The sequence below is a fragment of the Neptunicoccus cionae genome (genome assembly GCF_002860325.1).
Lineage (GTDB): Bacteria > Pseudomonadota > Alphaproteobacteria > Rhodobacterales > Rhodobacteraceae > Amylibacter > Amylibacter lutimaris.
In genome coordinates, this window is record NZ_PKOJ01000005.1 from 268,548 (window position 1) to 288,819 (window position 20,272).

Consider the following 20,272-nt stretch of genomic DNA (forward strand, 5'->3'; position numbering starts at 1 on the left):
GAACCCCGACAGTCTGCGACAATTCTTCAGAACACCATATAACCGCCGTCAATGATGAACTCCTGACCGTTATGCCATGCGCTGGCATCGCTCATGATGTAGGCGGCAATTGCGCTGAAATCCGATCCCTGCCCTAGACGCCGCACCGGAATACGGGGCAACACCTTGTCGGCAAACGCCTTGGAGGCAAAGCTTTCGTCAGTCAGCGGTGTTTCAACAAACCCCGGCAGGATGCTGTGTGCGGTCACACCGTAACGGGCATATTCCACCGCCAGTGACCGGATCATGGAAATCAGGGCGCCTTTGGCGGCTGCATAATGCTGGTTGCGCGGCATACCGCTCAGCGCACCGATACTGGATGTGCCGACCAAACGACCGAACCGATCACCGTTTTCTGCACGCTCCCGCATATGGCCCGACGCCGCCCGCAGGACGTAATAGACACCGTTGAGGTTGATGTCGATCATCTGGTGCCAATGCGCATCCGTCGATTTGTCAAAACCGGCGCTCGGGGTGGAAAATCCGGCATTCGCGAAGCAACCGTCAACGCGACCATGATCTTCCAGTGTGCGCGCAAACGTATCGTTTACGGCCTCGGCGCTGGTCACATCACAGATATAGGCGCTGACCTTTGTGCCGTGGGCAGACAGCGTTTCCAACGCTTCTGCGTTCTTGTCAGCGTTCCTGCCCCAAATCGCAATGTCGCAGCCGCAACGGGCGAGACCTTCGGCCATGCCCAGACCGATCCCGCTGTTGCCGCCTGTGATCAAGGCGGTTTTTCCTGTCAGATCAAACATCTACCGACTCAGTTCTGCATAAGTTTGCCGCCGTGATATTCATCCGGACTTCTTAGCCTCATCCAGCGCCCGACGGATTTCGGCGGTATCCCCACCGATTGCACGTGGCGTGTTGATCCCCGCAGGTTTGCTGCGAGAGAACCGTGGAGCCGGCGCCGCTTGCAACACGCCGTCAACCTCGAAAAGTGTTTGACGCGCCGCCATGTGAGGATGGGATGCCGCCTCGGTCATGCTCAGCACGGGGGCTACACAAGCATCCGTGCCCTCGAATATCTCCGACCACTCTGCTTGTGTCTTACGTGCGAAAGCCTGCGCATAAAGCTCCGCACGCTCGGCCCAGTTTGAAGGGTCGTTCTGATCCGCGCCATGTTCGGCAGGCAATGACGCTTTTTGTAGCAGCAGCGCAAAGAACTGTGGCTCCAACGGGCCGACGGACATGAAAAGATCGTCCTTGGTCCGGTAGCACCGGTAGAACGGGGCACCCCCGTCCAGCAGGTTGGACGCACGATTTTCATTCCATGCTCCGCGTGCTTTGAAGGTGTGAAAAAGCCCCATCATCGCACTTACGCCGTCGATCATGGCGGCATCAACCACCTGACCTTTGCCGGATGTCTGCCGCTCGTACACAGCGGCGAGTATCCCGAGCAACAGGAACATGGTGCCCCCGCCATAATCCGCAACCAGATTTAACGGTGGCGGCGGCGGGTTTTCCACGTTGCCCATAGCAGCCAGCGCCCCTGTCAGGCCGAGGTAATTAATATCGTGACCTGCCGACTGGCTGAGCGGGCCGTCCTGCCCCCAACCGGTAATCCGGCCGAAAATGACAGACTCGTCAAGATCATCCGGTCCCAGACCCAGCCGTTCCATTACGCCCGGTCTGAAGCCTTCAATGACGATGCCTGCACGGTTGATCAACGTCTGTGCTGTGCTGCGCCCCTCTTCGGATTTCAGGTCCAGACAGACCGATCGCTTCCCGCGCCGGTTTACATCCGTTTTATCGGCAGGGGCTTCGGTGCGATCAATAACGATAACATCCGCACCCAGATCGGCAAGCAACTGTCCGGCAAGAGGTCCGGGACCAATCCCGGCCATCTCGATAACATCCAGCCCGTTTAATGGTCCCGACATATTCACCCCTCAGCTTTTGACGCGATCGTCCAGCCCAAGGCCGCGACCGATGATTTCACGCATGATTTCGGACGTGCCAGCGTAGATCCGGCTGATCCGCGCATCGACATACAGGCGCGAGATTTCATATTCTTCCATGTATCCCGCCCCGCCGTGCAATTGCAGGCACGCGTCAATGATTTCGCCTTCGATTTCCGAACAGAACAACTTGGCCTGAGCCGCCATTTCCGAGGTACACTCCCCCTCAACATGGGCCATCGCGCAATGGTCCAGAAACGCCCAGCCAACATCCAGTTTGGTCCGCACGTCAGCCATCACGAAGCGGCTGTTCTGGAAGGTGCCCACCGGTTTTCCAAACGCCTTGCGCTCTTGGATGAACTCCATCGTAATTTCGAATGCACGTTCCGCACGGGCCAGATAACCGTCGGCACCAATGAGCCGCTCTTCGGCCAGATTGGTCATCATCAGTTTGAAACCGTTGGTCCCGTCGCCCACCAGATCCGAAGCGGGCACCTTCACGTTATCAAAGAACAGTTCCGAGGTGTCTTGGGCCTGTAGCCCCATCTTCTTGAGGTTCTGCCCCTTAGAGAACCCTTCCGCGCCTTCTTCCACCCAGAACAGGCCGATAGAGCGCGGATTATCAGGGTCCGTTTTCGCGGCAATCAAATAGAGCCCCGCGATCTGACCGTTTGAAATAAAGGTTTTGGACCCGTTAAGCACCCAGTGGTTCCCCTGCTTTTCAGCGCGGGTTTTGATAGCAGCCAGGTCAGACCCACATCCCGGTTCCGTCATCCCGATTGCAAGGATGGTGTCCCCCGAAACGATACCCGGCATGTACCGGTCCCGCTGGTCGTCTGTCCCGAAATTCTGCAGATAGGGCGCTACGATGCGATTGTGCAGAGGAATGAAAAAGGAACTTTCCACCTTGCCCAGTTCTTCGTTGAGAACCATGTCAAAGCGGAAATCATCAAGACCCATCCCGCCGTATTTTTCGTCAGCAAACATCGCCAGAAAGCCGTTTTCACCTGCGGATTTCCAAGCCTCTTTGCTGACCTGCTTGTTCTGGCGCCAGCTTTCGGCATGGGGGGCGATTTCAGCGGCGATCCATTTGCGAACACTGTCGCGGAACATCTCGTGCTCTTCTTCAAAAATGCGTCTTTTGATCATGGGACATCCCTCATTTGTCTGGTGGGTCTGGGCATCAGTGGCGCGAATGGTTTAGCTGTTGGTCCAGTTGGGCGCGCGCTTCTCGACAAAGGCTTTTACGCCTTCCTTACCGTCGTTGGTTTTCAGTACGGCATCGAATTCGGCCATGTTGCCTGCAAAGGCTTCGGGCAGACGCTCGATGTCTTCTTCAAGATTGTTAAGCACACGTTTTGATGCCCTGACAGCGGTGGGCGACACCATCGTGATTTCTCTGGCGATTTCGCGCGCAATATCCATCGCCGTTTCACCTTCGCCCGCGACGCGGTTAATGATGCCAAGCTCGCAGGCACGTTCGGCTGTGATCGTGCGGCCGGTCAGGATCAACTCCATCGCTGCTTTCCGGCCAATCTGACGGGACAGGCGCTGCACCCCGCCTGCGGCAGCGAACAAGCCGACTTTAACCTCGGGCAGCGCGAATTTGGCATGTGCGTCCGCCACGGCAATATCAGAGGCCAGAACAATCTCGCATCCGCCGCCCATAGCAACGCCATTCACTGCAGCGATAACCGGCTTTTCACGGCCCCAACGCTGGGTGATCCCGCCAAAGCCGGAGCTGGCCATTTCGATATCCTGACCTTCGCTCGTTGCTTTCAGATCGTTGCCCGAACAGAAGGCTTTTTCACCGGCCCCAGTGACAATGGCGACCCAAAGATCGGGATCCTGCTCATACCCGTTGAAAATGTCGTGCAGTTCCTGATGTGCCCCGCCGTGAAGGGCGTTGTAGCGATCCGCTCGGTCGAATGTGACCTCAAGAATATGCCCGTCCCGCTTGACCGAAATGTATTCGAAGTCGCGGGCCCAGATATCGCTGGTATCTTTTGTTTTTACGTCAGTCATTCCGTTCTCCTGTTTCTCGCGGCGCCGTCAGGTTTCCGCTGTAGCCTTGGCAATGTCGTCAATGTCGAGGGAGGAAACGCCTTCCCCCCAAGATGTCCAAAGACGGATCAGCGCGGTGCCATCCGGATAGACCCGTCCAGACGGATGTCTTCGCCGTTCAGGTAGGGGTTACGCACCATCTCCAGCGCCAGAGACGCGTATTCTTCCGGTTTTCCAAGCCGCGCCGGATTTGGCACCATAGCCCCGAGGGACTGGCGCACATTTTCGGGCAGGCTCATCAGAAGCGGAGTCTCGAACAGACCGGGCAGGATTGTATTGACGCGAATATGCTCGGCTGAAAGATCACGCGCGATCGGCAGGGTCATACCGACAATTGCCGCTTTGGACGCCGAATAGGCCACCTGACCGATCTGCCCGTCTTCTGCCGCAACGGACGCGGTCGAGATGATCGCACCCCGTTCGCCATCTACGGGATCAAGCGTCATCATTCCGGCCGCCGATTTCACGGTGCAGATGAACGTCCCGATCTGGTTCACTTCGATAATCTTGCGGTATTCGGCGATGGGAAACTGAGAGATGCCGCCGGTTTTGCGATCCCGTCCAGCGGTCTTGAACGCATTGCCGATGCCTGCGCAATTGACCAGAATACGTTCCTGTCCGTTGGCCGCACGTGCCTTTTCAAAGCCTGCCTCAACGCTGGCCTCGTCTGACACGTTCACCTTGCAAAACACGCCGCCCAGTTCGGATGCAATCGCTTCACCGGCTTCCTCGTTCAGATCAAACAATGCGACCTTGACGCCTTGCGCCGACAAAGCGCGTGCAGTGGCAAGGCCAAGCCCGGAAGCGCCCCCGGTGATGACTGCCGAAATTGAGCTATCTAGTTTCATTTACGTTCTCCGTGTTTAATTTCAAAGGGCGTTGATACTGTGGCCGCCATCGACCGTTAGTGTCGCGCCGGTCATGTAGGTGTTCTGATTTGCAACCAGCATCAGCAAAGGCAGGTTCAACTCTTCCAGCCTGCCGAACCTGCGTTGTGGAACGCGTGCAGCCATACGCTGGCCTGCTTCGGATGCCAGAAAATCCGCGTTCAGCTCTGTCTGGAAATAGCCGGGAGCCAAGGCATTCACACGAATGCCATCGCGCGCGACCTCTATCGCAAGTGATTTGGTCAAATGGGTGACACCGGCTTTGGTCACGGCATATGCACCGGACTTAAGCGCCGTTCGCGACCCCGTAATCGACGCAATGTTAAGGATTATTCCGGCGGTCTTGGCCTGTCGAAACATCGCGACGGCCTGTTTGGACACCCGCCAGACACCGCTCAGGTTGATGTCGACCAGTTGCTGCCATTCGTCTTCGTCCATGTCGGCAAGCCAGGAATTCTGGCCGATGCCCGAATTGTTGATGACGATGTCACAGGAAGGCATGTCTGCAAATGCCGCTTTCACTGCATCCGTAGAGCCCACATCCATTGAAACGACATGCACATCGCGCCCCATTGCACGCAAGGGTTCTGCCACCGCTTCGAGCTTTTCAATGCGTCGCGCGGCAAGGACCAGATCGGCCCCCTGCGCCGCGAGAACAGAGGCAAAATGTTCACCCAGACCACTGGATGCGCCTGTGACAAGGGCCCGCTTGCCGCTCAAGTCAATGCTCAGTGGTTGGGTCATCCTGCTTCTCTTCTTCGGGTAATGGGGTTCTGGGAGGAAAGATTTTTACAGAAGCCCGTCAGTTGCGACCGGTCGGGCCCCTGTTTTGGTGCGGGTTTAAATCCGCTCGATGATGATCGCGGGGGCCATGCCACCGGCGGCACACATTGTGATCAGCCCGTAACGACCACCTGAACGTTCCAGTTCATCCAAAGCAGTGCCGATCAGAATGGAACCTGTCGCACCGATCGGATGGCCAAGCGCCATCGCGCCACCGTTGATGTTCACTTTGAAGCGGTCCAGTTTAAGATCGCGAATGAACTTTTCCGCAACAACGGCAAAGGCTTCGTTGATTTCATAAACATCTATATCGTCGGTTGTCAGGCCCGCTTTTTCCAGAACCTTGCGGGCCGCTGGCACAGGTGCATTCAGCATCAATGTCGGGTCATCGCCGATGTTTGCAGTCGCCACAATGCGCGCACGGGGCTTCATGCCTGTCTTTTTCACATAGCTTTCCGACGCCAGCAAAAGCGCCGCTGCGCCGTCAACCACACCCGAGGAATTGCCCGCATGGTGGATGTGCTGCATCTTACCCTTCAGTTCGGGATACCGCGCGTAGATCATATCGCCGTAGGTGGTACCTTCGTCGTCAATCGGAAATTCCATGAACTTGTCGAATACGGTGTTGAGCGTGGAAAGGGATTCAACCGTCGTTCCGGGACGCGGAAACTCTTCCTTGTCCAACACCAGTTCGCCTGTCTCTGGGTCACGAACCGGTACAATCGAGCCGTCAAAACGCCCTTCGGCAATGGCCTTGGCCGCACGTTCCTGACTGGTCACGGCAAGCTGGTCTGCCGCGGCGCGGTCAATGCTTTCAATCGTTGCGATGGCGTCTGCACTACATCCCTGCTGTGTCTGAGGATGCTTCGCGCGCAGGCTCAGGTTGCCGGCATCCATCATGAAAGGCTTTTTCGGGTCTGCGATCTGGGCCGTGTAGCTCATCATTTCGGTGCCACCGGCAATCACGACATCTTCCATACCAGACATGATCTGGGCGGCAGCCAGTGAAACGGTTGTGATACCGGAGCCACAGAAACGGTCCAGCGTGACACCGGACGCCTTGATGTCATAACCTGCATCAAGCGCGGCCATACGTCCAAGGTCGCCGCCCTGTTTGTCTTTCTGGGTGCTTGTTCCCCAGATGATATCGTCAACATCGGCAGTGTTCAGATTGTTGCGATCCCGCAGCGCGGCAAGCACCGTCGCCCCCAGATGTTGGGGATGCAGGTGTGCAAGCGCACCCTTGCCGACTTTTCCAACGCCGCGAGGAGTGCGGCATGCGTCAATGATATAGGCCTCTGCCATTGGGGTATTCCTTCTGAAAGTCCGAACAGCCGGCGTCGGTGCTACATGCAGCCGAAGGCCTGCCAGTTCGCGTTCGCAACAGCATCTGACAAACGATGCCGTTTCTTTTGATTTGCTGCTTTCGATATTCCACCGGCCAGTTAGTTAGTCAAGTAGTTAATTAACTAACTGGCCGATTAATCGCACAATTAATTTACCCTTCGATCCTTTCTTGCCCTTGCACCCGGCAAGGTCACGTTTCGAATTCCGGTTTGCAGATCAGTTCATTATCGCAGGCAGGAACAGGGTGATCGAAGGCCAGATGGCCAGTATCCCCAACACAATGAGATCCATGAAAATAAACCACATAACCCCACGGAAAATCTGCGTTGTGGTTGCGATATTGCCGACCACGCCCTTGATGACAAAGATGTTCATCCCGATCGGCGGCGTCACCATTCCGATCTCAAGCAGTTTGGTCAGCACGATTCCGAACCACAGCAACGACCAGTCCAGATCCTGCACAATCGGCAGCACAATCGGCATCGTCAGCAACATCGCGCCAATCGGTTCAAGGAACATCCCCAGCAGGAGATAGACCAATATGATACCAAGCAGGATGATGGCCGGATTGGCTGACAGCCCGATAATGGAGTCAGACAGGAAGTCTCCGGCACCCGATAGGGTCAGGAATCTTGTCAGCAAGGTTGCACCCACGCCAATAACGATCAGCGCGGCGGTTGTGATCATGGTTTCTTCGACCGCAAGACGGAACCGGCGCCAGGTCAGCGTCCGGCGCGCAAGTCCGACAAGACAGGACAAAAATGCACCGATTGCGCCCGCTTCGGTCGGTGTGAATGCGCCCGAGAAAAGCCCGCCGAAAATCCCGATCATCACCACAAGAATTGGCCAGGTGTCTTTCAGCGCCGCGATACGCTCGGACCAAGGGGCCCGGACCCCGACAGGTGCCAGATCGGGGTTGATCTTGACCCTGATGAGGATGACCAGACAATAACCTATCGCGGAAATAAGCCCAGCCGTTATTCCGCCAAGGAAAAGTTGGGGCACCGATACCTGTGCGATCACGCCGTAAAGGATCAGAATGATCGAAGGCGGGATCAAGGCTCCGATGGTCCCCGCGACAGCAACCGTACCTGTCGCAAGTTCGGCATTATAGCGCGCGCGCATCATCTCGGGGACGGCGATGCGCCCCATTGCGGCGGCACAGGCGACGGATGATCCACACACAGCCGCAAAGCCGGCGGACCCGAAAACAGCTGCGATAGCCAATCCACCGGGAAGGGCCGATGTCCACACCCTTGCGGCCCTGAACATCCCTTGGGTCAATTCCGCATGATAGCAAATAAATCCGAGCAACAGGAACATGGGGACCGAGCTAAGCACCCAGTTCGCCGAGAACTGGTAGGGCATCACCGCAAGCGCCCCCCATGCAACACGCCAGCCCAGCAGAACATAAAGACCCGCAAAGCTGACGCCGATCAGGGAAACGCCAATCGGCACGCGCAACGCGATCAGGACAAACAGCAGCCCAAGTCCGCTCAGACCAATTCCGATATCATCCATTGCTAAGTTCCTCTGCGCCGAGTTCGTGATCAATTTCAGGGCCAAAAGTCGACTTTGCGCCCTTTGAGATTGCCCATGCACGCCACAACGCGGTCACGGCCATCAGGCCACAGCCTACGGGCAGTGCAAAATAGCTGGGCCATACAGGAATAGTGAGCGACCCTTGCTGGATCGCCGCGCTGATTTCCATTTTGTGGATCGCCTCCAGCCATGTGCGCACGGCAACAAAACCGAAAACAATAGCCGCCAGAAATCCGGCCATCGCCGCTAGCCCGCTTTGTACATTGCGAGGCATCAGTTCGGTAAAGACCTCGACCGACACATGAGCATCGCGTGATTCAGCAACCGCAAGCGAGCAGAAGCCGAGTATCACCATGTAATAGTGAGACACGATGGTGATCGTGCCCCTGATTGGCGAGTTGAAAACAAATCGCAAAACCACATCAAATGTGATGTGCAGCATCATCAGCGTCACACAAATTATTCCGATCAGCCCCATCGCCAAGACCAACGGTTCAAGAACGCGTTGAAAAAACTTCATGTAACCCTCACGATTCCAATAAAAACGGTGCTGCACCGGACACGCTGGCAGCGCATCCGGTGCAACAGATTACTCAATGCCCGTAGGTAGAAACATCGACCTTGGAGAGAACTTCGGTCCAGTACAGGTCAGCAAGCTGTTCGGCGGATTGAACGTCTTTCACCAGCGCCACCCATTTGGTCATCAGCTCGCGAATTTTCGCGGCGCCTTCCTCACCGTTTCCGACACCACGTTCTGCATAGATCGCTACCAGATTCTCCACATCCTTGCCGATCCATTCCACGCTTTGGCTGCGCAAGGCTGCATCGGCTTCGCGGAAGGTGATGCCCCGCTCTTTGGCTTTGGCAATGTTGTCCCGCGCCTCGTTGTAATAGGCATAGCTCATTTCAGCAGCAGCAACGGCCGAACCCTTCAGCAAAGCCGTACGGCCCGCGTCATCCAGCCCGCGCCACGTGTCCCCGTTCACATTGGTCAGCGCGGAAACAAAGGACGATCCCGGCAGGTTTGTGGTCACGTCGGTAACAACGTCGATGAAGCTGAAATTGGTAAGCTCTGACGCGGAAGACGCGGTACAATCAATGACACCTTGGTTAAGGGCTTCGAATGTCTCGTTGATCGAAATGGATACAGGGATGGCGCCCATTGCTTCGATCCAGCGGCTCCAGAACGCGCCGGGCGTGCGAATCCGCGTCCCCTTCAGATCCTCTTCCGTGGCAACAGGTTTGGTACACTGAAGCATATAGGGAGGTGTACCGGCACCGGCCGTATAGACATGGTTTTGTGCTGCGAATTCGTTAACGCAATCTTTGCAGTTGAACATGACGTAGTCCATGATCGCGCCGGAAAAGGCGAAGGCCATGCGGTCTGCGTCCCCCTCAACCAGCTCGCTCAGGCTGGCCAACTCGGTTGCAAAGTTTGTCGCCGGAAACTCGGACAGGAAATAGGGTGTCAGGACTGTCGTCATATCCGCGATGCCATCGCGCACGCCGGATGTCGATTCCAAAAAGTTAAGCAGTGAAAGCGGGTAAACCTTGACTGTCACATCACCACCGGACGCCTCCCCGACTTCACTGGCATATGTCTCGATCACTTCAGTCGGCAGCGCACCGGCAGGCCAGCCAATCGCATAGCGCAGATCACGTGCTTCGGCTGCTGTCGAAACCATACCTGCGGATGCGACAGCAAGAACCAACGCGGATGCGCTGCTTTTGAAAAATTTTGAAACCTTCATTTAACTTCTCCCTTTTCGTCAATCAGTTGCCGGGTAACACCCGACAGTTTCGGTAATCGTCTGTGCTCTTTCAGTGTTCGGAAAGAGCGATGATCGGACTGCCCCCGTTTAGAGGGCAACCCGAATTCCGGTCAGAGTGCTTCTACGATCGTGACGTTCGCCACCCCGCCGCCTTCGCACATTGTCTGCAATCCGTAGCGTTTTCCCCGCGCGCGCAATCCATGCACCAGCGTAGCCATGAGTTTCGTCCCCGAAGCACCCAGCGGATGCCCCAAGGCAATAGCGCCCCCATTAACGTTCATTTTTTCAGGATCGGCACCTGTGTGCTTGAGCCAGGCAAGCGGTATCGAAGCAAAGGCTTCGTTGACCTCGTAAAGGTCGATTTCATCAATCGACATACCGGCGCGGGACAGTGCCCGATCGGTGGCGAACAGTGGCTCTTCCAGCATGATCACCGGATCACCGGCAGTCACCGTCATCGACCGGATCCGCGCAAGGGGTGTCAGTCCGTGGGCTTTGACCGCTGCGGCACTGGCGACCAGAACCGCCGAAGCGCCATCACAAATCTGGCTGGCGTTGCCCGCAGTGATAACACCACCTTCCTTGAGAACCTTCACGCCGGCGAGCGCTTCCATAGAGGCATCGGTTCGGATGCCTTCATCCGTCCGGTGAATTTCACCGTTCTCCAGATCAAGCGGCACGATCTCCTGATCAAATGCTCCCTCTGCTGTAGCCTTGGCCGCACGCTGGTGGCTTAGCAGGGCGTAGGCGTCCAGATCCTCACGGCTGAAATTATGCTTGCGTGCAATTGCTTCCGCGCCGGAAAACTGACTGAAGGCAACACCGGGGTATCTGGCATCCAGTCCCGGTGATTTTGGTGAACCGGGCTCGAATTTTCGTGAAAACGCGCCAGTCGTTCCCATCGGAACCCGCGACATGGATTCAACACCTGCCGCAATCACAAGATCCTGCGTGCCGGACATGACAGCCTGCGCTGCAAACTGAATGGACTGCTGGGAAGACCCGCATTGGCGGTCAATTGACACCGCTGGCACGCTTTCGGGCAAGGACGAGGCCAGAACTGCATTACGACCGATGTGAAGACCCTGTTCGCCGCTTTGGCCGACACAGCCCATAATGACATCTTCGATGGCGGATGGATCAACGCCGGTATTCTGCACTGTGGCGTCCAGCACACGCGCGGCAAGATCAACGGGATGCCACCCTGCAACCTTGCCACCTCGGCGGCCACCGGCTGTACGCAATGCGGAACAAATATAAGCTTCAGACATAGTTTTACCTTCCTTTTCGACTGGCGTGTAACGCCTGCTCAGCTGCCAAAGCGGGCAGCGCGCTTTTCTTTGAATGCAGCAACGCCTTCTGCGAAATCGGGATGGTTGCCCGCGTCCCGTTGCAAAATACGTTCAAGTTGCAGGCTTTCGGTGAAACTGGAATCCGCCGCCGCCCATGAAGACTGACGGATCAGCGCCAGAGCCTGCGTAGGCCCTGCTGCCAGTTTCTGCGCGATCTTCATCGCTTCCGCCTCTAGGGCGTCATCTTCCACCAGTCGGGTGATCAGCCCCCAATCCAACGCCTTTTCCGCCGGTAGTTTCTCTGCCAGCATCATCAATTCCATCGCCCGCACCCGTCCGACAGAACGGGTCAGAAACCAAGCAGCACCGCCATCTGGGATAAGCCCGATCCGCGCGAATGCCTCCAGAAAATAAGCCGATCGACCACAGACGATGATGTCCCCTGCCATCGCCAGAGACGCGCCGACCCCGGCGGCCGCGCCGCGCACCGCCGTGATAATGGGCACCGGCAAGGTTCGGATGGTTTCAACCAAGGGGTTAAAAGCGTCTTCCAGCGCCAGTCCGGCATCGAGCTCCTGATCACCGGGTGCGAGATCACCGGACAAGTTGGCACCAGAGCAAAATCCGCGCTCTCCGCCAGCCAGAATGATGCAGGAAGACGTTTTGGCTGCGGCCCGCAATTCGTCGCGCAAGGCCAATGCCATAGGCATATCCATCGAGTTCATGGTTTTAGGATCATGCAAACGCACAGTGCTGACCCGCCCTTCGCGGGTGATTACCAGACGGTCATCAAGTGTAGAAATTGTCATGGGAAAAGGGCCTTTGTGGTCATTGGTTCTACTTGGTCACTGTCATTCCGGACAGGGGCGCCGCAACGCTGCGCGGGGTCGGGTCTGGAATGTTGTCACGACGCGGGCCGAGGTAACCGAAAAGCCACGCACCCACCTTGCGCATCTGGATCTCTTCCGATCCTTCGGTAATGCGGTAGCGGCGGTGATGACGGTAGATATGCTCGAACGGTTTGTGCCGGGAATACCCGATACCACCGTGAACCTGCATGGCGCGGTCTGCGGCTTCACAACACAGACGGTTGGCCTGATAATTGCACATGCTCACCTTGTCAGAGAGTTGTTTGGCTACCTCGGGATGGGGCATGCGGTCCATCTCCCACGCCGTCTTGCGAATAAGCTGGCGCAGCATTTCTGCCTGCGTGGCCAGTTCGACCAAGGGGAACTGGATCGCCTGATTGGCAGCCAGTTCTTTGCCAAACGGTTTGCGCGCGCGGGCATAGCGCACGGATTCCTCGATGCAATAGACCGCAGCGCCCAGCGAACTGGCTGCCTGCCGGATACGGTTTTCATGCACGAACGCCTGCGCCAGTGCCAAGCCGCCACCCTCTGGTCCGAACATCAGATCATCGGGCACCCAGACATCATTGAAACTGATCCGCGGGTGGTCGGTGGGCATGTTGAAAGTCCAGAGATATTCTTCGATCTTCAGCCCCGGTGTCGTGGCGGGAACCAGAAACGCGGTGATCCCGTCCGCCGCGCCATCCTTTCCCGATGTGCGCGCGAAGGTCACGCAATGGGTTGCGGTGTGCATCCCCGTGGTCCACATCTTCTCGCCGTCAATCCGCCAGCCGGACACACCATCCCGTGTCTCGCGCACTGCGCGGGTTTCCATATGGGTGGCGTCAGATCCGTGCGCTTCCTCGGTCAGGCCGAATGCCATGCGTATATCGCCATCCAGCGCTCCGGAAATAAATGTCTGCTTTTGCGCCTCTGTCCCGAAATCGCGCAGCATGACAATCACCGGAAAGTTGCCAACCACGGAATGTTCCGACTGCAGGTCATTGAAAAGCCCCAGCCCTTTGGCCGCCATATGTTCGCGCAGAACAGCCATTGCCAGATTGCCCCCGTCCTGCCCTCCGAATTCAGCGGGAAGGGAAAAACGGTAAAAACCGGCCTTATCCGCACGCCTGACCGCTTCGGCCATAAGGGCTTCCCATTCGGGTCGGGGCAGCCCGCCGTTCTCGAAGTCGGTGCGTGCATATTCGCGGCGATGGTCAAAAAACCGCTGGTTATCGTTTTCAGCCTGCAACGGTGCAATTTCCGCTTCGATGAAAGCATCAAGGCGGTTCAGCATGTCGGTAAGATCAGGTGGTAAATCGAAGTTCATAATTGCGTGTCCCTTGCTACGGTTGGCGGCTGTTGAGGTTGGTCTGCAAAGGCACCCCTCGCCTGCGCTGCGCCAATGCCCGCAGGCGCGCTGCTGCGGAAAACTCCGGCTGGTCGATCTTGATCTTGTTGAGTGTGGTTTCGATCAACAGCTCCGCCAGTGCCGGAGTCGACAGATCGGTTTCGCCACGTTCGATCTGCGCACAAAGACGTTTTGTCAGCGACTCCTGCTCACCAGTTTCACCCAGAATTTCCGACAGTATTTTTGTCTCGTCATCTTCGGACGGTTCCGCAGCAATCTGGCGCCGCACGAGGTCAATCACACCAGCCGCAACCTTTGCTTCGAACTTCGCATGGGGAGGCAGGGCCGCAGCAGCGGTGCCGCGCAACCATGTGGCAACAGCGGCAAGAATTGCATCAGGGCTCGGTTGATCCTGCATCACGGGGCCCCTTCCAATAGATGAAGCAACAAAATAGTCTCTGTTTCCGAGGCGCGGCGGGCGATTACATGACGTTCCACGCTGGTATCTGTGCCGTCGCGCACCCAAGAACCCATTTCTTCGATAATGACGCCCCAGCGCAGCGCCGAGAGGATTTCCCACCAACGAACGGTTTCCAGATCGACAGGGTCTCCGCCAGCCGCTTCGTACCCTGCAAACAAATCCTCCCGACGCCCCAAGCCGCCAACTGGATCGGCATTTCCAAAGCGCCAGCTTTCCATACACAGCCAGCCCATATCCGCCATCGGATCACCGACATGGGCCAGTTCCCAATCCAGAACGCCGCGTGTCCCATCGGGGCCAAGCATTAGATTTCCCATGCGAAAATCACCATGCACCAGCTTGGGCGCGTTTTGATCAGGGGCATGTTCGGCCAGCCAGCGCAAGGCCAGTGAAAAAACAGGCCGTGCATCCCCGCAGGCGCTGTGTCGCTCCGCCAGATCGGCCAGAACCTCTCGCGGGGACAGAACAGGGACGGGCAGACCGGTCGGGTCGGTCTGATGGATTTTGGCAAGTATTTCGCCTGCCTGACGGGCGAATATCTTTCGCGCAGGGGCGTAGGTTTCGTCGCGCAAAATGCGATGGGGCAGCGCCTCGCCTTGGATCCGCGTCATGATAAATCCGGTTCCAATCCCGTCGTTCGGGGTCAGTTCGTATTCGATCCGGGGTGCGGGAACGCCCGCGTTAACCACGCGGTTGATGACTTGGGCTTCAGCCGCCATGCCAATACCGGAGCCACCCGCCCGCACCGCGGAAGGTTCCCGCCGTAATATCAGGTGCTGGCCTTGCCCGCCGTCCATGCGAAAAGACCAGGTTTCCTGACTGGCGCCGCCCGACAACCTTCGCAAGCCCGTAATACCCTGCGCGGCAGGGTCAAGGGTGGGCACCAGCCGCGCCAATCCGTCCTCAAGGGACGTCTGGTGATGCAAGATGCCTTGTGCTGCGATCAATTGACTTGCCGCTCACGGCCCTCCCAAAAAGGTGCGCGAAGATCCCGCTTGAGAAGTTTTCCCGATGCGTTGCGCGGCATCACATCAATGACGTCTATTGCTTTGGGGCATTTGAAGGCAGCCAGCTTTCCGCGCATCCAGTCCAGCACCTCTGCTTCGTCAATGGTGGTATCGGGCTTTAAAGTTACAATTGCCCTGACAGCCTCGCCCCATTTCGGATCGGGTACGCCAATAACGGCTGCCTCGCGGATAGAGGGATGCGCATAAAGTGTACTTTCAACTTCTGCGGGATAAACATTTTCTCCGCCGGAAATAATCATGTCTTTAATGCGGTCGTGGATAAACAAGTAGCCGTCTTCATCCAGATAACCCGCGTCTCCGGACAGCAGCCATCCATCGTCACGCAGGGTCTTTGCCGTCGCATCCGGATTGTTCCAGTATCCGATCATATTGGCAGGAGCGCGTATGGCGATTTCGCCAATTTCCCCTGTCTTGACAGGCTGTCCTTCCGGATCGAACACGGCGATTTCACACCCCATCGCAGGCCGACCGGCACTGCGCATCCGCGTCGATCCCTCCGGCTTGTGATCTTCCGGCGGCAGGATAGCGATTGTACCCGTCGTTTCCGTCATTCCATAGCACTGGATAAACTTGCAGCCGATCACCTCAATCGCCTCCTGCAAGAGGGGCAGAGGCATCGGTGCGGCACCATACATCACGGTCGAGATGCAGGAAAAATCCACATCCTTCGCTTTAGAGTGCTGGATGACGATTTGCAGGGCCGCAGGCACGACGAACAGCTTCGTTACCCGCTCCTTGTGTATCGCGTCCAATGCGCCAACAGGGTCGAATTCCCGTTGGATGACGCTGGTGCAACCGTTGACGAAGGAAATTACCCAGAAACCGATCCCGCCGATATGGGCCAGCGGCATCGCAACATATCCGATGTCATCATTATCCCAGTGATCATAGATGTGTTTGACCGGTAGGGAATCCAGCTTGGGCTGAAGCAGGTTGGCGTGGCTTATCAAAACGGCTTTCGGCACACCGGTGGTACCGGATGTGAACAGCACCACCGCCGGATCGCCGCTGGATGACCGATCTTCAAAAGCTGCATCCGGTTGGGCGTCCCGCCATTCTTCATAAGTGGTCCAGGGTCCGTCGCTGCTTTCCATCGCGAGGATCGGAAGATCCGGCAAGGCGTTGGAAATTTCCTTGGCCGCTTGCAGAAATTCCGGCCCAAAGAACAGGATTTCCGGTGGATACTGACGTAGAATTTCAATGATTTCGGCAGGTGCAAGCCGCCAGTTCAGGGGCGCAAATTTCCCACCGAAACGGGTCACCCCGACGAATATCTCGAACACGTGGTCGCAGTTTTTACCCAGATAGGCGACCACTTTCGCAGAGCTCGCATCCAAGGCGTTGGCGACCTGATCCACACGGCGATCGAACTCTTTAAAGGTCGTATCGCGCCCCTCGAAGCGGTTGCATATCTTGTCCGGCGTCCGCTGTGCGACGCTCCTCGATACGGCACTCATCGTGCTCATCGCTTCTGGATCAATCATCTCGCCTCCTCCTGACGTTGCCAAAGTTTTTCCCGTTCGACATGCAGCCCGTCTGAAAACAATGCAGCGACGAAAATGAAAAAACTTAACCCTTACTGAATGTGATGAGGGCTGCCTCCCAACCCGAACGACATCACTTTCCATTATTAACTACTCAGTTAGTTCATTTCTGTAAAGTGCTAATTGAGCGTTTAATGAACTTACGCAACAGCAACACATCGTGGTTAAAATTCGGATTTGAGACGCTAATCCTGTGTGTTTAGCCGTCAAAACAGCCCGGCAAGGCGGTTTCCCCGCCCCTCTTAATGGTTACCACTGCCCGCAAAGCGGTTGAATTGACAGTGACAACGAGATTGCCAACATGTAAGACAACATTAACCACAGGAGTTAGTTGAGCAATGAATTCAAAGGTAGTCGCAGCCAACGCCCCCGTCGAAGAGCGCGCATCAACAAGGGATGATCTGCTTACAGCGGCAAGTGAACTCATGTGCGAACGTGATACATTGTTAGTGCCGATCATCGATATTGCAGCGAAAGCAGGTGTGAACTCTGCTCTGGTGAAATACTATTTCGGCAACAAAAGCGGCCTGATGCGCGCGCTGCTTCACCGGGATCTGGCAGAGGCTGTTACCCAGCTTGAAGCACTGGTTGAAATGGATATGCGCCCGACTGCCAAAATGCGCTATCACCTTTCCGGCCTGATCAATATGTACTTCAAATACCCGTATTTGCAGCGCCTGTTGACCGTTACGATGCGCAACGAAACGGAGCAGGTCAGATCTGATATGATCAAATCATACATCGAACCGATCCACCGCGCTTACAAGCGGATGATTTCAGAGGGGGTCGCGGCAGGAGAATTCCAGCCCGTAGACTACAAATATTTCTATTTCATCGTCATTGGCGCCTGTGACCAGATCTTTTCATCTCGGGATGTGCTCAATTACATCCACAAAGTCGATAAAATCGACGACAATATACGCCGTTCCTACACAGAGCAGATGATCACGGTTATCCTCGGTGGCCTGGCCGCACGGACCTGATTCAGCCCCTGAACCGCAGAGGTAGGACTACCCCACCTCCACATTTTGCCTTCTCGGTCAGGAAGATGCGAGGGATTGGCCGACTGCACGGAAATGGTATTCACTATCACCGAACAGCGCATTGATCGCCAGTATCCGCTTGTGGAAGTGTCCGATGCTGATCTCATCGGTCATTCCGACACCGCCATGGGTTTGAATGGCGGCTTCGCCAATCTGCCGGCCCAATGTGCCGATCTGCCCTTTCAGAACCGAGACATCCAATGGGCTTGCATGTCCCGCATCCTTAAGCGCGGTCGTGTACAGCAAATTGGAACGGGCCTTCACATAGGCAATTTTCATATCTGCCAGACGGTGCGAAATCGTCTGGAACGCCGCGATCGGCGTACCGAACTGCTTTCGGGTCGAAGCATATTCGCCCGTCAGCCGGAGCAATGCGCCCATGGCACCGACCGCTTCGGCGCAAAGTGCTATGATCGCCTTTGAAATTACCTGTTCAAGTACATCATAGCCTTCGGCCACGATCCTGCGCGCGGCAGGAATCCGGACCCCGTCGAATGTGATATGCGCAGCGTGGCGACCGTCTATCGTAACGAAAGGTTTTATACGCACACCTTTCTGATCCGGATCGACCATAAAGACCGACAAACCATCTTTGGCTGGTGCAGCGCCGCGCGCCCTTGCCGATACAACAAGAACATCTGCCTGCGCTCCGCCAAGGACCATCCGCTTTTCACCGTTCAGGGTGAAGCCGCCGTCAGACTCCGATGCTGCCAGTGACACAAGTGCGGGGTCGGCCGTCCCCCTGCCCTCTTCATGGGCAAACGCGGCTGTCTGTTCGCCTGTCAAAATCCTGGCAAGTTGGGCCTCGGCCGCGGGACCTTCACCATGCGCCAAACACTGTCCCCCCAAGAGAATGGAAGAGACAAAGGGTTCAATCAGCAGATGCGCCCCGAATGGTTCAGCGATTGAAACAATATCCGCCATTGACCCGCCGAAGCCGCCGGACTCTTCGGAAATGGGTAATCCGAGGATACCCATCTCCGCCAGTGACTGCCAGGTGTCGGGCGACCACGGCTGACCGGACGCCAGCAGCTTTTGCCGTGCTTCAAAATCATAGCTCCGCTCCAGAAGACGCGTAACGCTGTCCTGCAACATCTTCTGTTCGTCTGTTTGAGAAATATCCATCCGCTTTGTCCTTTCAAGCGACCTGCAAGCTGCGTGCGATCAAGTCCCGTTGAATCTCATTGGTGCCCGCATAAATCGTCGTTGCGCGGCTGTTCAGATAAAACGGCATAGCGATCAGATCCAATTCGCTTCCCATCGGGTCCACCCCCGACCCCACGGTCAGCGCGTCAAGCTGCAAGGACAGACCTTCAAGACCCGCAATCCGCGTCATCATCAGGGATACGCGTTGGGTCAGTTCTGTTGTCATGGTCTTGGCAACGGAGGGCAACGCAGGATCGTTGGCCATCTCGTGACCGCCCATAATCAGCCGTTCAAAATGGGCGAGTGTTGTAACATCGGCATGCAGTGCGCCCAGATCGCGCTGGAACACAGGGTCATCAGACAACCTGCCCCCGAAAGGTGACATCTCTTCCCGCGCCGACTCAGTGATCCTTTGCAGATAGCGCACCAGAACAGGACTATTGGACGATCCGTTACGTTCGTGTTTGAGCAGGTGTTTTGCAACGCTCCACCCTTCGTTTTCGGCCCCGACCCGACCGGATTGCGGCACGCGAACATTGTCGAAAAACACCTCGCAAAATTCCGCATTGCCATCGAGCCCCCTGATCGGACGAATGTCCATGCCGGGAAAATCGGTTCTATCCAGCAACAGAAAGGTGATGCCCTGCTGTTTCTTGCCTTCAGCGCTGGTGCGCACCAGCATGAACATCCGGTTCGACTTATGTGCGAAGGTTGTCCAGATCTTGCTGCCGTTGATGATGTAATCTTCACCATCGGCAACTGCACTACATTTCAGCGATGCCAGATCGGAACCGGAGTTCGGCTCCGAATACCCTTGCGTCCAGTAATCCTCGCCCGACAGGATCCGCGGCAGGTATTTCGCCTTTTGTTCCTCCGTGCCCAAATCAATCAGCAACGGCCCCACCATCTTTAACGAATTCGGCAGTAAAGGGGGTAGATCCCGTTTGCGATATTCCTCTTCAAAGATTGTCCGTTGTGCGCCGGACCAGCCCGTACCGCCATATTCTTCGGGCCAGTCAGGCGCGGCCCAGCCTTTTTCGTTCAAGATGACCTGCCACGCCACTGCTTGCTCGAACGGCGGGAATGCACTGGTCGTTTTACGCCCTGCTTCGCGGATCGCGTCGGTCGGTGCCGTATCCAGAAACGCCGCGACTTCGTCCCGGAACGCGTCCAGTTCCGCTTTGGTCTGGCTGGTCATTCT

General features: G+C 56.5%; 19 protein-coding genes. 1 reads left to right on the plus strand and 18 read right to left on the minus strand.

The features are described 5' to 3' along the window. Positions 1-26: 26 nt before the first annotated feature. The 16 genes from C0U40_RS13765 to C0U40_RS13840 all read right to left on the minus strand — a co-directional run bounded on the left by C0U40_RS13765 (position 27) and on the right by C0U40_RS13840 (position 16,822). Positions 27-797 carry an SDR family NAD(P)-dependent oxidoreductase gene (locus C0U40_RS13765; RefSeq protein ID WP_101656368.1) on the minus strand — a complete coding sequence of 257 codons (771 nt, stop codon included), beginning with the start codon at positions 795-797 and terminating at the stop codon, positions 27-29. Between the two features lie 39 nt (positions 798-836). Beyond that, a complete protein-coding gene (locus C0U40_RS13770) occupies positions 837-1,925 on the minus strand; it encodes a CaiB/BaiF CoA transferase family protein (RefSeq protein WP_101656369.1) in 1,089 nt (362 codons plus the stop codon). 9 nt (positions 1,926-1,934) lie between these two features. Continuing rightward, positions 1,935-3,092, minus strand: coding sequence for an acyl-CoA dehydrogenase family protein (locus C0U40_RS13775; protein ID WP_180957705.1), 1,158 nt, complete (start codon positions 3,090-3,092; stop codon positions 1,935-1,937). 51 nt (positions 3,093-3,143) lie between these two features. Continuing rightward, complete coding sequence (locus tag C0U40_RS13780; RefSeq protein ID WP_101656370.1) at positions 3,144-3,968, minus strand: enoyl-CoA hydratase-related protein; 825 nt, start codon at positions 3,966-3,968, stop codon at positions 3,144-3,146. A 107-nt stretch (positions 3,969-4,075) separates the two neighbouring features. Further along, the gene (locus tag C0U40_RS13785; RefSeq protein ID WP_101656371.1) at positions 4,076-4,855 is read right to left on the minus strand and encodes an SDR family NAD(P)-dependent oxidoreductase; all 780 of its coding nucleotides are present in this window, start codon (positions 4,853-4,855) and stop codon (positions 4,076-4,078) included. 21 nt (positions 4,856-4,876) lie between these two features. Further along, a complete protein-coding gene (locus C0U40_RS13790) occupies positions 4,877-5,638 on the minus strand; it encodes an SDR family NAD(P)-dependent oxidoreductase (RefSeq protein WP_101656372.1) in 762 nt (253 codons plus the stop codon). Between the two features lie 96 nt (positions 5,639-5,734). Next, positions 5,735-6,982 carry an acetyl-CoA C-acetyltransferase gene (locus C0U40_RS13795; RefSeq protein ID WP_101656373.1) on the minus strand — a complete coding sequence of 416 codons (1,248 nt, stop codon included), beginning with the start codon at positions 6,980-6,982 and terminating at the stop codon, positions 5,735-5,737. Between the two features lie 258 nt (positions 6,983-7,240). Then, positions 7,241-8,545 (minus strand): TRAP transporter large permease, encoded by a 1,305-nt coding sequence (locus C0U40_RS13800; RefSeq protein ID WP_101656374.1) that lies wholly within the window; start codon positions 8,543-8,545, stop codon positions 7,241-7,243. Further along, on the minus strand, positions 8,538-9,086 hold the full coding sequence (locus C0U40_RS13805) for a TRAP transporter small permease (RefSeq protein WP_101656375.1): 549 nt from the start codon (positions 9,084-9,086) through the stop codon (positions 8,538-8,540). The genes C0U40_RS13800 and C0U40_RS13805 overlap by 8 nt, the downstream gene beginning before the upstream one ends. A 73-nt stretch (positions 9,087-9,159) precedes the next feature. Then, positions 9,160-10,317, minus strand: a complete 1,158-nt coding sequence (locus C0U40_RS13810) for a C4-dicarboxylate TRAP transporter substrate-binding protein (RefSeq protein WP_101656376.1) — start codon at positions 10,315-10,317, stop codon at positions 9,160-9,162. A gap of 131 nt (positions 10,318-10,448) precedes the next feature. Beyond that, the gene (locus tag C0U40_RS13815; RefSeq protein WP_101656377.1) at positions 10,449-11,609 is read right to left on the minus strand and encodes an acetyl-CoA C-acetyltransferase; all 1,161 of its coding nucleotides are present in this window, start codon (positions 11,607-11,609) and stop codon (positions 10,449-10,451) included. A gap of 38 nt (positions 11,610-11,647) precedes the next feature. Beyond that, positions 11,648-12,439, minus strand: coding sequence for an enoyl-CoA hydratase-related protein (locus tag C0U40_RS13820; RefSeq protein ID WP_101656378.1), 792 nt, complete (start codon positions 12,437-12,439; stop codon positions 11,648-11,650). Positions 12,440-12,467: 28 nt separating this feature from the next. Beyond that, a complete protein-coding gene (locus C0U40_RS13825) occupies positions 12,468-13,808 on the minus strand; it encodes an acyl-CoA dehydrogenase family protein (RefSeq protein ID WP_101656379.1) in 1,341 nt (446 codons plus the stop codon). A gap of 16 nt (positions 13,809-13,824) precedes the next feature. Further along, on the minus strand, positions 13,825-14,247 hold the full coding sequence (locus tag C0U40_RS13830) for a DUF6285 domain-containing protein (protein ID WP_101656380.1): 423 nt from the start codon (positions 14,245-14,247) through the stop codon (positions 13,825-13,827). Further along, a complete protein-coding gene (locus tag C0U40_RS13835) occupies positions 14,247-15,257 on the minus strand; it encodes a phosphotransferase family protein (RefSeq protein WP_286134985.1) in 1,011 nt (336 codons plus the stop codon). Before C0U40_RS13835 ends, C0U40_RS13830 begins: the two co-directional genes overlap by 1 nt. Continuing rightward, positions 15,254-16,822 carry a long-chain-fatty-acid--CoA ligase gene (locus tag C0U40_RS13840; protein ID WP_101656381.1) on the minus strand — a complete coding sequence of 523 codons (1,569 nt, stop codon included), beginning with the start codon at positions 16,820-16,822 and terminating at the stop codon, positions 15,254-15,256. Before C0U40_RS13840 ends, C0U40_RS13835 begins: the two co-directional genes overlap by 4 nt. A gap of 398 nt (positions 16,823-17,220) precedes the next feature. Between C0U40_RS13840 and C0U40_RS13845 the strand changes: the two genes are divergently transcribed. Further along, positions 17,221-17,865 (plus strand): TetR family transcriptional regulator, encoded by a 645-nt coding sequence (locus C0U40_RS13845; protein WP_101656382.1) that lies wholly within the window; start codon positions 17,221-17,223, stop codon positions 17,863-17,865. 57 nt (positions 17,866-17,922) lie between these two features. Here the strand turns inward: C0U40_RS13845 and C0U40_RS13850 are convergent, their stop codons facing one another. Beyond that, positions 17,923-19,050 carry an acyl-CoA dehydrogenase family protein gene (locus C0U40_RS13850; protein WP_101656383.1) on the minus strand — a complete coding sequence of 376 codons (1,128 nt, stop codon included), beginning with the start codon at positions 19,048-19,050 and terminating at the stop codon, positions 17,923-17,925. A 13-nt stretch (positions 19,051-19,063) separates the two neighbouring features. After that, the gene (locus C0U40_RS13855) at positions 19,064-20,269 is read right to left on the minus strand and encodes an acyl-CoA dehydrogenase family protein (RefSeq protein ID WP_101656384.1); all 1,206 of its coding nucleotides are present in this window, start codon (positions 20,267-20,269) and stop codon (positions 19,064-19,066) included. Between the last annotated feature and the right edge of the window lie 3 nt (positions 20,270-20,272).

Bases quoted from the DNA above. Each gene is read 5' to 3' on its own strand.
- C0U40_RS13790 (WP_101656372.1), bottom strand. From the start codon at position 5,638: ATGACCCAACCACTGAGCATTGACTTGAGCGGCAAGCGGGCCCTTGTC.
- C0U40_RS13830 (WP_101656380.1), bottom strand. From the start codon at position 14,247: ATGCAGGATCAACCGAGCCCTGATGCAATTCTTGCCGCTGTTGCCACA.
- C0U40_RS13845 (WP_101656382.1), top strand. From the start codon at position 17,221: ATGAATTCAAAGGTAGTCGCAGCCAACGCCCCCGTCGAAGAGCGCGCA.
- C0U40_RS13820 (WP_101656378.1), bottom strand. From the start codon at position 12,439: ATGACAATTTCTACACTTGATGACCGTCTGGTAATCACCCGCGAAGGG.
- C0U40_RS13780 (WP_101656370.1), bottom strand. From the start codon at position 3,968: ATGACTGACGTAAAAACAAAAGATACCAGCGATATCTGGGCCCGCGAC.
- C0U40_RS13810 (WP_101656376.1), bottom strand. From the start codon at position 10,317: ATGAAGGTTTCAAAATTTTTCAAAAGCAGCGCATCCGCGTTGGTTCTT.
- C0U40_RS13805 (WP_101656375.1), bottom strand. From the start codon at position 9,086: ATGAAGTTTTTTCAACGCGTTCTTGAACCGTTGGTCTTGGCGATGGGG.
- C0U40_RS13800 (WP_101656374.1), bottom strand. From the start codon at position 8,545: ATGGATGATATCGGAATTGGTCTGAGCGGACTTGGGCTGCTGTTTGTC.
- C0U40_RS13840 (WP_101656381.1), bottom strand. From the start codon at position 16,822: ATGATTGATCCAGAAGCGATGAGCACGATGAGTGCCGTATCGAGGAGC.
- C0U40_RS13855 (WP_101656384.1), bottom strand. From the start codon at position 20,269: ATGACCAGCCAGACCAAAGCGGAACTGGACGCGTTCCGGGACGAAGTC.
- C0U40_RS13765 (WP_101656368.1), bottom strand. From the start codon at position 797: ATGTTTGATCTGACAGGAAAAACCGCCTTGATCACAGGCGGCAACAGC.
- C0U40_RS13775 (WP_180957705.1), bottom strand. From the start codon at position 3,092: ATGATCAAAAGACGCATTTTTGAAGAAGAGCACGAGATGTTCCGCGAC.
- C0U40_RS13770 (WP_101656369.1), bottom strand. From the start codon at position 1,925: ATGTCGGGACCATTAAACGGGCTGGATGTTATCGAGATGGCCGGGATT.
- C0U40_RS13815 (WP_101656377.1), bottom strand. From the start codon at position 11,609: ATGTCTGAAGCTTATATTTGTTCCGCATTGCGTACAGCCGGTGGCCGC.
- C0U40_RS13785 (WP_101656371.1), bottom strand. From the start codon at position 4,855: ATGAAACTAGATAGCTCAATTTCGGCAGTCATCACCGGGGGCGCTTCC.
- C0U40_RS13850 (WP_101656383.1), bottom strand. From the start codon at position 19,050: ATGGATATTTCTCAAACAGACGAACAGAAGATGTTGCAGGACAGCGTT.
- C0U40_RS13795 (WP_101656373.1), bottom strand. From the start codon at position 6,982: ATGGCAGAGGCCTATATCATTGACGCATGCCGCACTCCTCGCGGCGTT.
- C0U40_RS13825 (WP_101656379.1), bottom strand. From the start codon at position 13,808: ATGAACTTCGATTTACCACCTGATCTTACCGACATGCTGAACCGCCTT.